The sequence below is a fragment of the Mucilaginibacter sediminis genome, assembly GCF_051903035.1.
In the GTDB taxonomy this organism is placed as follows: Bacteria; Bacteroidota; Bacteroidia; order Sphingobacteriales; family Sphingobacteriaceae; genus Mucilaginibacter.
Genome location: NZ_CP170602.1, coordinates 681,310 through 696,951, shown reverse-complemented (window position 1 = coordinate 696,951; position 15,642 = coordinate 681,310). Strand labels below are relative to the sequence as shown.

At 45.7% G+C, this 15,642-nt stretch carries 8 protein-coding genes; all 8 read right to left on the bottom strand.

Annotation, left to right across the window (positions count from 1 at the left end):
- Positions 1 to 3: 3 nt before the first annotated feature.
- Entirely contained in the window at positions 4 to 1,428 is a 1,425-nt protein-coding gene (locus tag ACFGVS_RS02590; RefSeq protein WP_439697319.1) for a sialate O-acetylesterase, read from the bottom strand.
- A gap of 35 nt (positions 1,429 to 1,463) precedes the next feature.
- A complete protein-coding gene (locus tag ACFGVS_RS02585; protein ID WP_439697318.1) occupies positions 1,464 to 3,299 on the bottom strand; it encodes an exo-alpha-sialidase in 1,836 nt (611 codons plus the stop codon).
- Positions 3,296 to 4,240 carry a glycoside hydrolase family 43 protein gene (locus ACFGVS_RS02580; RefSeq protein ID WP_439697317.1) on the bottom strand — a complete coding sequence of 315 codons (945 nt, stop codon included), beginning with the start codon at positions 4,238 to 4,240 and terminating at the stop codon, positions 3,296 to 3,298. Before ACFGVS_RS02580 ends, ACFGVS_RS02585 begins: the two co-directional genes overlap by 4 nt.
- Before the next feature lie 18 nt (positions 4,241 to 4,258).
- Positions 4,259 to 5,644 (bottom strand): glycoside hydrolase family 140 protein, encoded by a 1,386-nt coding sequence (locus ACFGVS_RS02575; protein ID WP_439697316.1) that lies wholly within the window; start codon positions 5,642 to 5,644, stop codon positions 4,259 to 4,261.
- A 6-nt stretch (positions 5,645 to 5,650) separates the two neighbouring features.
- A complete protein-coding gene (locus ACFGVS_RS02570; protein WP_439697315.1) occupies positions 5,651 to 8,797 on the bottom strand; it encodes a DUF6298 domain-containing protein in 3,147 nt (1,048 codons plus the stop codon).
- Positions 8,798 to 8,810: 13 nt separating this feature from the next.
- On the bottom strand, positions 8,811 to 10,472 hold the full coding sequence (locus ACFGVS_RS02565) for a polysaccharide lyase (protein WP_274213757.1): 1,662 nt from the start codon (positions 10,470 to 10,472) through the stop codon (positions 8,811 to 8,813).
- Between the two features lie 58 nt (positions 10,473 to 10,530).
- Positions 10,531 to 12,267 carry a RagB/SusD family nutrient uptake outer membrane protein gene (locus ACFGVS_RS02560; RefSeq protein ID WP_439697314.1) on the bottom strand — a complete coding sequence of 579 codons (1,737 nt, stop codon included), beginning with the start codon at positions 12,265 to 12,267 and terminating at the stop codon, positions 10,531 to 10,533.
- Positions 12,268 to 12,365: 98 nt separating this feature from the next.
- Entirely contained in the window at positions 12,366 to 15,551 is a 3,186-nt protein-coding gene (locus ACFGVS_RS02555) for a SusC/RagA family TonB-linked outer membrane protein (protein WP_439697313.1), read from the bottom strand.
- Between the last annotated feature and the right edge of the window lie 91 nt (positions 15,552 to 15,642).

Sequence of the window (15,642 nt, the reverse complement as noted above, 5' to 3'; positions counted from 1 at the left end):
TAATCAGTTTGTAGTAGGTGTAAATTTTAGCGGGTTATCCGTTCGGAATGGCGCGGCAGGTAATCCGTTCTTATTATAGAAATTGGGCTGGGCGGCTTCCGACCAGGCAAAACGTGCGACTACAGGAGCATCTACGCCATCCGCCGAAACCTCAACCGTATTACCTTTGATGGCAGCAATGGCGGGTACAAATTTGCCATCTTTGCCGGCTACAGTGAAATCGGTAAGCGGTTTACTATCAGAACTAACCAATCCATTACCTGCATAATTAAAACTCAGGATGATCTTATTAGCGATGATTTTCATGCTTTTATACATCGGTCCGCAGAAAACAAGCTTTTTCTGTCTGTAAGTATTGGCTAATGCCTGTAATTCCAGCCGGCGGCCAACCTCCCACTTAAATGGCGGGTGAATATTTTTAAGATCATCGTTCAAATCGGTGGTGATAACCATACCTGTATGCGGGATCTGTAAAGCCATGGTTTGGGCTTCTCTTAATTCAGGTTCGGTAAACTCTGTATACGGCACTGCTCCTTTGCTTTGCGAATAGTAAAAGGGAGCGATCTGCACGTAATAAAATGGCAGGCTTTTGTTGTTCCAGCTTTTACGCCAGTTGTTGATGAGCGCCTCCATTTTATAGGTGTAACTAATGGTTTCGCCCAGGTAACAGTTGCTTTCGCCCTGGTACCATAAAAAACCTTTAAGCGCAAATGGTACCAGTGGTGCAATCATTTTGGCGTAGAATTTACCGGGGTCGCCCTCAATTTTAATGTTATTGGCTTTAAAATACGGGATAGCATCAAAAGCTTCCTGAGGCGCCCAAGGCTCAATGCGGCTGCCGCTTACTGCCGCTGAAATGATGCCAACAGGTACTTTCAGATCGTGATTAAGATTTTGGGCGAAGAAATACCCCACCGCTGAAAAAGCACGCAAAGCTGAATCCTCCGCGATGCTCCAGCCGGAATGCGTAGAATCGGGCTTTTGCAGGTTTTTTTGGGTGACCAAAAAGATCCTGATCTGTGGGTTATGTGCACGGTCAAGTTCATCAACAGGCGAATTTACTGTACTGGTATCGGGCTTTTTTACTTTGCTGTTCTTGCGCATTTCATACTGCATGTTCGACTGGCCCGAGCACAGCCACACCTCACCTACCAGGATATCTGTAAGCTTTATAGTATTGGTGCCCGTGATGATTAACGTGGATGGATTTACCGAAGCAGGCATCGGTTTAAGCGTTACTATCCATTTACCGGCATCATCAGCAATAGTTGTTTTGGTTTGGCCGTTAAACTTAACTGTTACCTTTTCGCCAGCTGTAGCGGTACCCCAAATTGGTACAGGCTGATTGCGCTGCAATACCATGCCGTTGCCTAATATTTTAGGCAAAACAACCTGGGCTATGCTGCCTGTAAAACAGAACAAGCTCATAATCAAACAGCAAAATATCGCTCTGCTACCCATTTTTAATAATTGCCTGTTTTAAATGATTTAATGTAATAAACCGCGGACCTGGTAGATTCCCCCGCTTTTGGCAGGTCGTAGTTTTGATCCGTTGGTGTGTCCGTGTCGGGAAAACGCCGTACCTCGCCTGTGCGGAAAACAACACGGTTAACGCTTAATACCGGGGCAAAAAATAATGCCATCAGTACATCTTTTCCGTTTACATTCATGGTATAAAAACGGGTATTGGTGTTTAGTTTCAGGATGATATGATAAGGCCTGCCTGCCTCATACTTCATAATGTTTTTATCACGGTATCCCGCCTTGGTCCTAAACTGCCCCGCCGAATCGAGCGTAAGCCTGATAGCAGCACTGCCCTTTTCATCCTGGAACTCTATATCCAACATTCCGGTATTATTTTGCCTGGGGATGATGGTAAAATCGGCCATTAATTTTTTAGATACAGGCACCACGCGCTCTGCTTTGGCATAATCAAAAGGATCGCTATCCTTCAGGGTAAGGCTTTTTTCGCCGTCAGGGGCTTTTTCAATAGCCACAGGCGCCCATTGCGGGCTGTAAGTATTCCACAGCGCCAGCTCTTTACCGGCGGGCATCTCATTAAATACTTCATTGGCATGCGCACCTGCTATTTCGGTTAGGGGTACAGATATTGATGATACCCATATGTCCTCCTTATTCATGCTGTAGGTTACCCACAGCTTACCATCGGGTGGTGTACCGTTGCCTTCTTCTATCCCGCGCACATATTGCGGCCCATATGATTTATAAGCGCCGCCATACCGCATGGCCGAAATTTCGCCGTTAACCAGTAACAGATTTTTATAATTGAGCCCATCATCACTAACCGAAACAGCTAAGGGCCACCTGAATTCGGAAGGATTATAAACTGTTGCATATTTACCATCGGATGTGCGCTGCCCCCATATCTTGGCATTGCTGTTTACAAAGCGTGGCGCACGTGCAGCATTTGCAGGCCAGGTTTTACCATTATCGGTGCTAATGGCTGTCAGCGCGTATTTCCATAAGCCTACTACCCGGCCATCGGGCAGGTGATAAAAATTGAAAGCCTTATAATCTTTATGCAACGGGATTAAAGGGTCTTTTTTATCGGTTTCTTCTACCCACTGCATCATCATTAAGGGGTTAGCCATCAACTCATCGCAGGCCTGTACAAAACCCTTGTCTTTACTGGTTTTATAAAAGGGATAGCTTGTGTTTTTCTCGTTCCATTTGGGGTTGTAATGGATAAAGTAGATGGGCCCATATTTTCCGTTTGGTAAAACCTCGCGCACCACACGCCCTATGCCCTGCCCATCATTGGGGTCATCGTGCCCATCCAAACAAATGCCATAAAAACCCAATACCAGCAAGCGTTTTGATTTGGCGGTATAAAAGCCCATGCGCTGGTGCATTACCGAATACAGGTTGTTTGCCACGCCGGGATGCCCTTCTTTTGTAGTACCATCGGGTATTTTGTAAGGTGGAAAAACCAATGTTGGTTTCGACCAGTTTTGCCCGTCGGCAGATGAGATCACCAATGTTTGCCCCGGCGGTACACTCTCGCCCACTTTATCGCTCAGGTACTCTACATAAAAAGTATTGTTCCAGTACGCCAGCATAGGCGCATGGTTATAAGTAAACCCAAAGCCATCGGCCAATTCCGGATGCTCCCGGTTGGCCCTGAATATCTGCTTGCTGTGAACACCTATAGCCGGGATTAACTGCCCGTGGTGATAATCAACATTTACTACCGTATTGCCGCTGTAGTGCACGGTATCCTGTGCCCTGGCGCAAAAAGCAATAATGGTAAAAAGTAATATATAGATAGTCCTGTTCATTGTTGATTAGCTTTAACAGCCACCGAATCTTTTAACAGTAAGTTCAGTTGCTTTTGGGTTACTTTAAATATAGTTCCGTGTTTATGCCCTGTGGGCACACTTATACTGTCGGCTATATCGGTAAAGGTTTTAAAATCGGTTGTGCGCATAGCGCCATATCTTTTTAACCGGTACGAATCGTAATAAATAAACCAGTTTTTACCGGTTTTGGTCATAGACGGACCTTCGCTGTACGTTTCGGTAAAGCGTTTGGTATAGTTGCTGTAAGGCCCCAGGGCATTATTACTAAAAGCTACCAGGATATTACGGTTAGGCCGGGTATTATCCTTCATTACCAGGATATAATCGTTTTTGCCCCGCTTTACAATTTCGGCGTCAATTACACTAAAGCCAGGATCCAGGAATAATTTGGTTGGCGTAAAAATTTTAAAATCGGCAGTAGTGGTATAGTAAAGCCGGTGGTTATTGTTTTCATCCTCCTGCCCTTTTGCAAAACGATTTGGCACTGTTGATGCCCATACGATAATAAACCTGCCTGCCTCGTCGTCATAAAACAACTCCGGTGCCCAGGCATTTACTGCCGTCGGCTCGTAACCCATCACGTTAAGATGTTGCTGGGCCGACCAATGAATCAAATCTTTTGAACTGGCGTAGCCTATTCCCTTATCATCTTTCCAGCCGGTTGTCCATACCAGGTGGTAAACACCATCGGGGCCCTGGGCGATGGATGGGTCGCGCATAATTTTTGCTTCACCGGCTTCGGGTTTTATAAATGTTCGGTTTAGGTCTGTCCAATGTATGGCATCATAACTGTACAACAAACGGAGCCCTTCATTTGCCGGTTCATGAAACGACGTAAACATATACACGCTTTTACTCGCCTTGCATGATATTATAGCAGAAGCAAACAATAGTAATATATATGTAAATAGCCGTTTCACGTGTGTTTTCAATAGGTTTTATATGGAGTCGAGAATGAGCACCCAATCGTTGCCGTTTGCCTTCCTGCCGGGAGGATTAAATTTAAGTGTTTTTGCTTTTGCCATGGTCCCAATAGCTGTAACTTGTCCGTTACGGGGATTAAACCACGAAGCTTTTATTTTTGATCCAGCTAATTTTTCGGGATTGATGCTCATCTCTCTGCCCGTATAAGTATAAACAAATGCATAGTTTTTGCCCCGGGTAGCTATCAGCCTGTTATATTTTTCGCCTTGCAGGCCTGCAATCAAATGCTGATCTGGTATACGGTCAAAGTAGGGCCGCGAAAGCATCAGCTTTTTCAGGTAGATCATTTGCCTGGCACCGGGATCGTTAATAGAGTTGTACCAATATCCTTTTGATCCATATGCGCTGCCTTTGTCTGTTGGTTTATGCATCTGCATCACATCGTTATCGCCGTAGGTGTACCCGCAACCACCGGCAAAAACCGACCAGTAACCGTAGCGCCTTACATCGGCGGCTGTCCACACAGGCAGTTTGATATCATGCAGGCCATAAGGAATTTTTTCGTAGGATGGCTCGGCATCCAGTGTAGGCTTTATGGGGAGCTTGGCATAATCTGCCTGCGCGTATTTCCAGTTGTCTTCACCATATTTGAGGTCCTTCTTTGAAGTATCCTGCGCATAGGTGCGATGACCGGATTGAAAGCAATTGAAACTTAACCAGGACTGCTCATGAAACCAGGTAGATGATTGTGTACGACCGCGCGGGTGGTATGTAATCAGATGCGTTGTATCGAGGCTGCGGAGCGTGTTGCCAATGGCGTTCCATGTTTTCATGGAATCGGTGCCGGCTATATCGCCTCCGTTCATCCATATTATATTGGAGTGGCCGCTATACCTTCTGGCTAAAAACTCCGCATATGCTCTGGCTGCGGCCGGACCTACATGGTTCTCTTTTACTACCGATCCCCAAACGGGTACCAATGCAATGTACAGCCCCTTTTCTGCGGCTTTACCAATTACCCAGTCAATATGGTCCCAGTAGTCATATTTGTTGCCATTACCAAAAGTACTGCCCTCTGTAATTTGGGGCATAGCCAAATTTTTGTTGACCAAAGCTGAGTCGCCATAGGCGTTTGTTTCATTAATGCTATGGATCACCATAACCTGTATCACGTTAAAACCCTGCTTGCTCCGGGTATCCAGGTATTGTTCAGTCTCCTTGCGGTTCATTTTCGAAAACAGCAGCCAGCCGGTATCGCCCAACCAGAAAAAAGGTTTGCCCGCTGCTGTAAAGTACCGTTGATTTGCCGCTATTTTTAAAACAGGCATAGCTGTTTCATTACTTTTGAACGAGAAAAGCAAACAAGAGATAACGCCAATTAAAACAGCCTTTTTTAACATAATTATTTAGTTACATGTTAGCCATAAAATGGCTGCACCAACGTTAGGGTTTTTTATTTCGGTTCCGTTACCTCCGTTTACCTCCTGGTCGCCCGGCAAGACCTGGCCGGTTTGGGGATCTATCCATTGCGCTTTATAAATGGTATTGGCAGGCAGATCCAAACGAACGGCCTTATCAGCATTGGTGTAAACAATGTATCCTTTGGCCGAACTTAATGCCCATTGGTCTTTTGGCGCACCGGGCAATTCGGCGGGCTTCATGCTGCTTGCCGCGGTTAAAAACTGCTTATCTGTACCCGCAGGTAATACCGGTAATGATCCGCCGGCTATAAATACAGCCCAGCCAAAATGGTCATAGCCATCAGCAGAAAATAGCACAGCCTTATTAGGGTATTTGGTGCGATATTCATGCACTGCACGATAAACCTGCTCAAAAGATGTTGCTTTGGGTTTTAAAATGCGGGCCTGCTGGCGCGGGGCAAGGCTTTGGCCGCCAATGGGTTCATATGCCGCGCCGTTGGCCTGGTAATACCAGTAACGAATGTCGATCACATTTATAACCGATACTTTTGAAGGATCGGCAAGGATGGCATCCTGCACATCCTTGGTGGCGCTAAGGCCAATAATTTCTTTGTGTTTACGGGTAGTTTCCCATTGCTTAACGGTTTCTACCCAAAACTGCATAAAATGGAGCGGGCCGGTGAACTCAGCTCCAATCAACTGAATTACACCGTTATTGCCCGCAAAATTATCCATGCATTTGTTAATATAAGCCTGGTGCAACTTACGCCTTGCAGGGTTGGTTTCATCATAAAACTGCTCGGCCATAAACTGGCGTTTATCACCCGCGTAAGGAACTGGTTCGGGGAAACCGCTACCGTTGATGTTGTTGGCAGTGCGCCACGGAAAGTCGGTGTAATGTGCCCCGGCTTCGATAATATTGTGCTGAAAATAATTTTGATGCACCAGTACCAAACCTTTCAGATCGGCCAGGTCGGCAAATTGTTTTAAGCGGCTCCAGTACCAGGTGTTATATTTGGTTAAATCATACTTGCTTAAACCATCGTAGGCTAACTCTTTACCGCTGCGGGCAAACGGCAGTTCATAAAATGGCGCCCAAACGTCACCGTCCATCCTGCGGATGCGTTCATGATCATCGCGGCGGCGATCATACCATAAGCCATAATTATGCTCAAATGTTATAATGTTGTCATGAAGCATCCAGCCAGCTACATCGTTTAAATCGTCGGTAAGTCCTGTCCCGGTCTGGCCGGGCACCCAACGGGCAATGGCCGGTTTGGCTTCCTTATCGGTATAATCGGGATGGACAGTGCCGTTCCACCAGGGTGTTTCAAAATGTTTACCTGCCAATACCGTGTTCCCACGTACCAGCCAGCCGTTAAGCACCGTCATTTTTGGGGCCGGCGTGGCGCCAACTGACGGCTTATACCCTACCTGATCAATGTTTTTTATTCCTGTTGATGAAATATTGATGGGATTTCTTTTAGGGGCCTCATCAATCCATTCGTTAATGGTAACAGCTGGTTTCCGGGCAGCGGCCATTAATTCGGCCGCCTGCTCAACAGTTGGGCTGCTTGATGGTTCTGTCGCCGGATATAAAATATTGGCCTGGTTGCTCACATCTTTATTTAGCCTGTTGGCCAATTGAGCATAATAAAAGCTGCGCGGGTTAATAGAACTGTTTGATTCTTCCCAATAGCCATCGCCGGCAAATTGCGCCCAGGTGCCAAAAGCCCAGTTTTGCGCTGTTGGCGGCTGATAGCAATCAACCCGGGCAGCAGTACAATTCCAAAACAGGCTGTTTGCCGCATTCCATCCTGCTCCCTGCCCATCCTGGCCGCGGTTAAGGTAGCTTAAAGGTTGCCCATCTATATTGGCAATATCAAATAAAACACCTGAAGCCCAGCTATCTATACTGCCGCTAAAACTATTTGATTGAACCGCCATACATTGCACAAATGCGTTAGGACCGGGCGCGCAATAACCTGTGGCAAAATCGTGAAAGCCATTTTCGGTGTACAGGCGCTGAAACAGCGTTTGGCCGCCCATGGTTAAAAATGTATTACGTCGCTGCCCGCCAATTTCTGATACCGGCGCCAATGATTTACAATCCTCAACAGTAATACGGTTACCGGTAGGCAAAACAAATACCGCCGAACCGGCAAAATGCCTGAATGTCACCTGCCTTACCCAGGCATCTGTTACATTTTCCATAGTTACCGCCATCCAGCGGTGAGCTTCATCTTTAGGGTTTGAGGGATCATAGGCCGACTGCAGTTCGAGGTTTTCGATACCAACCTGTGCGATGCGGCCTGGCCATGTGTAAGCTGATATAAGGCCACCGCCAAACGCGCTATCTAAGGCAGTAGTAAGCGGAGCATCGATGGTAATTGTATTACCATTAACTGCTGTTACCTTACGGTCCCAGTAAATATCACGCTCGCCGGGTTTCCAGGCAAGCGCTGTTAAGCCACCACCAAAATGGTCGGTTTTTATGGTGTTTATCCAGGCTTGCGTGCTGGGGCGATGTACCAGGATCATATCGCACGCTTTAATTGCACCACCATCGGCAATATGAAAAACGGACGCGTTTACAGGTACGTAAGCATCTGTAATTTTAATTTCTTTTGATGTTTGCCTGTCCTTAGCGCCGGCAACCCGGATAAATGTTTCCCTATCCGTACCAGCGGCAAACAATGTGGTGCCATTAGCGCCTATACCGCTTCCGCGTAAAACAACACCCGAGGCTTTAATGTTTAAACTGCCCTTAACCTGATATACACCTTTATTTAGCAACACCGCACCACGGATACCTTCTTTATCGGCCGGTAAAGCGGCTACAAAATCAATTGCCGACTGAATTCTGAGCGTTGCATCGCCGGGCTTTAGTGGCACTACAATACGTACAGGCACATTAGGTATGGCCTGTTCAGAAGCCATATAGCCGCAGTATGAATAATCTGGAATACGGTCGCCATTAGGGGCTACTGCATAAACAAGCTTGCCCTTTTTTTCGGCAACAACAGGTGACTGTGGTTTGTTTTGTTTCTTTTTTTGAGCAAATAAGGAGGCATGCAAAAGCATACCTCCAACCAACATAAATATAAACCTACTTACCCAAAATCTTAACATTACTATATTATAATTATTTTAACGCAGCCAGTTTCTTTTCTCCTTTAAGCGCCACCGTATTTAAATATACCTCTATATTGGTATAACCACCGCCATTTTTTGCCGGCAAAGCCGAATCGCCGCCATCTTTAGGGTTAAGGCCATGTGCAATTTCCCAGGCATCAGGTAAACCGTCGTTATCCGAATCTTTGTATGGCGTACCTTTATAGTCGGGATATCCGCCAACCTGCCATGGAGCAGTGATGATGCCTAATTTATAAGAATCCTTAGGTAACTTGCGCACTTTAAACTGGAAAGCGGTATCGGTTTCCACCTCTTTATATACAATTTTTCCGGTACGCGCCTGTTCTGTAATGCGTACATCAACCGGGTCGCGTTTGGGAAGTGTGGCGCCCGCATTAGCAATCACAAATTTATAGGCATCCGTAGCCGACATGATAGTTAAAGACGGCATTGGGAACGGAACATCCGATTTCATGTAATCTTTATACTCACCTGCATCAGGTAACTCCTTACCTCCCGGCCCTTCAACCTGGATACCACCGTTCCATGGATCTTTAGTTACCTCAGGATAGCCTTCCATGATGTTACCCACAGCGTATACCCTGCCAAAAAATTTCTCCTTCAGTTTGCTCCTGCCCGATTCGGGTTTCAGTATCCTGTGCCCGACAGGTTCGTTTTTGGGTGTCACCGGGCCGGGTTTAAAGTAGTTATTGATAACGTTATAGTTTGTAGTATAATCGCCGCCATCCATCGAGCGGTGGTGCCAGTTAAATACCACATTGTTTACAAAATTATAAACCCCATTCCAACCCACCGATGGGTTGCGGCCGGTGTTATCGGCCCAAAGGTTACGCATCAAGGAGCTATTTTCGCCGCCTGTAGTGCTGCCAAAAGCATGGTTCCAATAATCCAACGATTCAGAATAGATACAGTTTTGGATGGTGATATTCACCGTACCCAACTTTTCTTCTTTTGAACCATCGCCCGGATCAAACATGTGCCTGTACATCGAAAAGTTTTCATCAAGCCCCCAGCTCGCAGATACGTGATCGGCAATAATATTACCTACAGGATTACCGCCCAATGCATCATCCCTGCGCCCAACGTTTGTTTCGCCACGGCGGAAACGCATGTAACGGATAATTACATCGTGGGTATTTACCCAAAATGATTCGCCGGCAATACAAACACCGTCACCGGGCGCAGTTTGCCCTTCAATAGTGATGTATGGCGCCCTCACTATAATGGGCGTTTTTATACGGATAATACCTGCAACATTAAATACTACTATACGCGCACCACCTTTTTCGCAGGCTTCCCGCAAGGTGCCGGGGCCGCTATCTTCAAGGCTGGTAACCACATACACCTTACCGCCACGACCGCCATAGGTAAATTTGCCGCCGCCTTCGGCCCCGGGGAACGCCGGGATTTTTGCCTGTGGCAAATCAGTCGGCCTTCCTGCCCAGGGCACATAAACCTTACCCCGCCTTTGATCGGCTTTAATTATGGGCAACGCAATTTGCCAGGCCGAGTCTGAACGGCGGGTAGCCTCTTTCATTAATGCTTCACTCTCGTCTTTTACCTTCTGAGGGACCTCCGGGTATTGGGCAAACGCGGGCTTTGCAAACCCCAACGCTGCCACAACTATAAATAAGGCTGTGTGTTTTTTCATATTTAATTGATATTATCTTAAAAATAGGGCTCTTTAAATGAGCGTCCATTTATGTATCTTATTTCAAAGGGTCAAATGCGCCGCCCCAGGTATTGGTTTGCAATAAATTTGAATTGTTTTGCAGCGCTGCCGTAGGTATGCCAAAATAATAATCGGCAGATTGTACTGCAAGGTTATAAGTATCCAGCGTTTTTGATTTAACGGTAAACGATGTGGTATAAAGATCATCTAAAGATGTATTTGCCAAAGCATCGCGGGTTAATAGCAGGTAGTCCTTACCTGTGCCTGTATTATTTAGTGTGATAGTAACGCCCGTTCTCTTTTTGCCATTTAAAGTACTTTCCAGTAATTTCCTGCGGCGCAAATCCCAGTATCTTTTACCCTCAAAGGCCAATTCAATTTGTCGCTCGGTCATGATAGCGCTTATCATTTGATCGGCGCCCATACCTGCCTGCAGGCCGTACAAATTATCGGCGCCCGCTTCAACACCAGCCCTTTTCCTTAAGGCAACCAAATTGGTATAAGCTGTGGTAACATCGCCTAAAGCAGCCGCGCATTCGGCCTGGTTAAGCAATACCTCGGCATAGCGTATCTCAATCCAGTCGGTACCAATATATTGCGTGTTACTTAATGAAATTGAAGGATCAATAGCTTTGCGCAAGTAAAAACCGCTTCCGGTTGGCGACGTAGGCTCTGTAGATTTCGTACTTGTACCGGCGGCATTGCTGTAGTAAAAGTATGTCCACAGCCTGTAATTGGTGTTGCCCAAAAGTGGCCATTTGCAGCCATTGTAAGCTATCGTAAGGTTAAACCGCGGGTCGCGGTTATCAAAAAACGTATTATCAGAATAGATATACTTTGCTGAAGCACCCGGGGCAGCTCCATCAAGCATTGGATAACTTTTCACCATATCCCATGTTGGCTGATTTGAGCCGCCTTTTGTGCCCAAGTATGCCGGCCTGGTAGCATTATCGTATCCATTGGGGTTTGTGCCATTATCATCTGTTTGATTATTATATTCGGTAACCATTACGGCTTCGGTGTTGGCTACTCCCTTTACAAACCATAAGCCATCATACGAGGGATAAAGCCCGTATCCGTTTGTAGTAAGCGTTTGGATGGCTGCATCATTGGCTACTTTTGCTGCCTGCCAGCGGGTTGGGTCATTTGAAGGGTTAAACTGCGGGCTGGCGTAGGTTAACAACACCCTGCCTTTAAAAGCCGCAACCGCACCCGAAGTAATACGACCGTAATCAGAACCTGTCCATTTGCCCGGCAAATATTTTATGCAGGTATCCAAATCGCTCACTATTTGCTTAAAACATTCTGACGTGCTGTTGCGTGGCAGCAAAGCCGCATTCTTGGCCTCGGCGCCTATGGCCTGCAGGGGCGTTAGCACCAATGGCACGCCACCATATAACCTGACAAGGTCAAAATATCTGAAAGCTCTCCAAAATAAAACCTGGGCACGGTACCTGTTTTTTGTCCCTTGCGGTAATGTACTTGTTGCAAGGCTGGCCAGCGTGGTATTGATAACCCTTATTTTGCCGTAATTATTACTTACCGATACAGCAGTACCAATATCGCCAACGGTTTCAATATTCACGGTGCCCTTAACGAAGGCGTTATCGCCGTAAAATTCATCGCACATGGCGCCACCGCCGCCCAAAGCGCCACCGGTACTGCCAAACCATGCCGGCTGATTTGCCGAGTATATATAATTGATATTTAATATAGCCAGCGTCGAATCGTTAAAAACTTCGGTGGGTGTGGTATACTGCAGATCCTCTTTCATAAGAACCTTCTTGCAATTTGTTAGCAGCACGGATAACGTTACTAAAACAATTGCCGATATTATATTTAGTGATTTTAATGTTTTCATTTTTTTAAGATTTAAAAACCTAAGTTTAAACCAAAAGATATTGTACGAAGGTTGGGATATGAAGTAAATGGCGTCGACTGGCTTCGGTAACTGTTTGGATACGGATTTAAAAACGAAACCGGATTAGTTGCTACTACATATGCCCTTACACTGGCCATACCAAGTTTTTTTGAAATATTATCGGGCAAAGCATAGCTTAAATTAGCGCTCGAAATATTCCAGGTAACCGGGCTCACAAACCAAAAATCGGTTGTTACGGCATAAGTTTGATAATAATACGGCGCCGGATATTTTGCTTCAGTGTTGGTTGGTGTCCAGTGATCAGCCCAGAAAACCGGGCGATTTTCTGAAGCGGTAGCCTGTTTGGTTGCCGCTCCTTCAATTGATGCTGTGCCGCCCCATGATAAACCCATGATCACATTTAAACTTAGTGATTTATAGGAGCCGCCGAAGTTAAAGCCCATGGAATAATGATTATTGGATTTATGACCAAGGAACTGTAAATCTTTCGAATCAATTATACCATCGCCATTCAAATCCTGGAAGTTTAACATACCAGGCTTAACCGCCTGCGACATGATAGTTACGTTACCAGCTCCGCCTGCCGCGGTTGCACGTTCTGCAATAATCGCATCGGCATCGGCCTGTGTCCTGATAATGCCTAATGATTTATAACCCAATGTACCCTGATCTCCTGATTTATTAGTTAAATCCTGGAAGGTACCTGCCAATCCCGAAGACAGGTCATATTTCAGGTATTTATTATCGCTCCAGGTAAAAAACGGGCTAACATTGTAGGTCCAGTTTTTACCTATATGGTCTTTCCAGGATACACTCACCTCGTAACCGAAAGTGTTGATGCTGCCGTAGTTTTCTGTTGAAGGCGTGGCCCCAACTGTAACCGGAACCGATGAGTTTAAACTGGCCAGCATATTATAGTGATGGTCCCAGAAATAATCGGCAGTGGCCGATAAACGATTGTTGAGGAAACGAAGGTCGATCCCGTAGTTCGTTTTGGTGTCGTGGTCCCAGGTATAATCAGGATTGGCAATAGCAATGTTGGTTGTTAAGCCTATACCTTTATCGGCGTTGTTGCCGCCAAACACGGCGCCACCGCCGCTTCCGGTACCAATTTTGTAATTTACAGCGTATTGGTATGCTTTTGTGTTATAACTCCCCAACGAACCCACGGAAGCCCTTAGCTTGAAGAAATCGACAAAAGAAACATTTTTAAAGAAATCTTCTTTGGATACCACCCATCCAACAGAACCCGACGGAAAATACCCCCATTGGTTTCCGGGAGGAAAATTGGTATTGGCATCGGCCCTTAACGATAATTCAACCAGGTATTTATCCGCATAACCATAATTTAAACGGGCTGCGTAAGCCTGTTTACCACCTTCACTAATAGAGGATGCCTGGTTTGATGATTGTGCCCCGGTTGTAAAGTTCTGATTGTCTTTACCGTTGAGTATAACGCCATCAGCTTCGGCGTTTACGCCTTCAAAACTGGTTTCATATTGTTCGTATAGGGCAATAAATGATATCTCGTGCTTGCCAAAAATACGGTTATAGTTAAGGCTGGCGTTAAACTGGTAATTATCCGTAATGCTTGGCGTTAACCTTACCCTGTCCCCGTTTTTTATAGTAGGCGTGCCTACAATTGTGCCGCCCGGTATATGGTTGTTGGAACCGGTACCCGAGTATTGGTAATAAACGAAGCTTGTACCGTATTGCTTACTGAAGTTATTATTGATATTCCTGTTATAACTTACATTTGCAGATAGGCCTTTTACACCCGGAATATCGTAGCTTAAGTTAGCCAGCGCATTCATAATGTAATTATTACTACTGGTATAATTATTTGAGTTTTGTACTGCAAAAAAGTTAATATTATCGGTAGCTGTTCTTGAGCTGAGGTATACCGGATGGCCATCTATAAAATATTGCTGCCATGGCGGTGCCTGGTTTAGTGATAAAAAGTCGTTGTCAAGGCTTTCGGATGTGCCAGACAGTTTGTACCAATAGCTTTTGCTCTTGGATACATCTTCGCTTAGCGATAAGCTAAGCTTTAAGCCTTGCGCCAGTTTTGCATCAACACTACCGCGAAAACCAAAACGGTTGGTATTAACACCCGAGAAGTTGGAGTTTTGATTAACGTAATTTGCGCCGGCAAAATAAGTAACCTTATCGTTACCGCCACTAACGTTAACTGCTCCACGCTCAACTAAGGCCGGGTGGAACGCCTGTTTTAAAAAGTTGTTGTTGTTATCGGCAAAATAGGCCAGTTCATCAGGAGTATAATAGTTGAGGTCTTTTTTTGTTAAATCTCCGCCTATATAGCCATCAGGGGTTATGTTAAACCCGTTCAGGCCTTGTTCATAATCATTTAACCAGGTTGCCAGTTGTAGGCCCGACATCATTTTAGGCAATTGAACCGCATCTGCCGAACCTGCCGACGCGCTAAAGCTTATTTTTGGCTGACCGGAGTGACCCCGTTTTGTTTTTACAATGATTACGCCATTGGCTCCCTCGATACCGTAAATGGCGGCCGCGGCGTCTTTCAAAATCGAGATATTTTCAACCTCGCTCTGATCCAGCAGGTTAAAGTCTGATAGTGTGCGCTTGGCTCCGTCAATAATGTATAAAGGATCGGTGCTGCCACCATCTTTTGCCAGGAAAATAGGGTTACGAATAGTGATAGAGGCATTTTGCCCTGGCCTGGCTGTACCACCGGATACGCCAACCGCGGCGTTGGTACCCCTTAATGCGGCAGCAAGGTTGGTTGTTGGGATGTCCTGGATCTTTGTCATATCTACAGTTTCCACAGCGCCGGTTAGGTGGCTTCTTTTTTGGCTTCCGTAGCCAACTATCACCACCTCATCAAGATTACTTGATGTGGGTACCATTCTAAAATCGGCGTTCATTTCGCCAACATTTAATGTTTTCTCCTGGAAAGCGTAACCAATGTATTGTACTTTGATTACCACACTTTGCAGGTTGGTAACTTTAATAGAATACCTGCCGCTGGTATCGGTAGTTGTGCCGGCAGTGCTCCCTTTCACCTGTACAGAAACGCCTATCAAAGGTTCGTTTTTGTCACTGCTCACCACCTTGCCTGTTACGGTTCGGGTTTGGGCCATCAAAGTACTGCTAAGCAGGAGCAGTACCGAAAATAAGAGGAAAAATTTTCTCATAAAGTCATGGAATTGAATTTCATAATTCTGTTAATTAATTGGTTATAATTGATGTTCAGGTAATACTTCTCACTTTATCAACCCTACTTTT

Bases quoted from the DNA above. Each gene is read 5' to 3' on its own strand.
- ACFGVS_RS02570 (WP_439697315.1), bottom strand. From the start codon at position 8,797: ATGTTAAGATTTTGGGTAAGTAGGTTTATATTTATGTTGGTTGGAGGT.
- ACFGVS_RS02585 (WP_439697318.1), bottom strand. From the start codon at position 3,299: ATGAACAGGACTATCTATATATTACTTTTTACCATTATTGCTTTTTGC.
- ACFGVS_RS02575 (WP_439697316.1), bottom strand. From the start codon at position 5,644: ATGTTAAAAAAGGCTGTTTTAATTGGCGTTATCTCTTGTTTGCTTTTC.
- ACFGVS_RS02555 (WP_439697313.1), bottom strand. From the start codon at position 15,551: ATGAGAAAATTTTTCCTCTTATTTTCGGTACTGCTCCTGCTTAGCAGT.
- ACFGVS_RS02590 (WP_439697319.1), bottom strand. From the start codon at position 1,428: ATGAGCTTGTTCTGTTTTACAGGCAGCATAGCCCAGGTTGTTTTGCCT.
- ACFGVS_RS02565 (WP_274213757.1), bottom strand. From the start codon at position 10,472: ATGAAAAAACACACAGCCTTATTTATAGTTGTGGCAGCGTTGGGGTTT.
- ACFGVS_RS02560 (WP_439697314.1), bottom strand. From the start codon at position 12,267: ATGAAAGAGGATCTGCAGTATACCACACCCACCGAAGTTTTTAACGAT.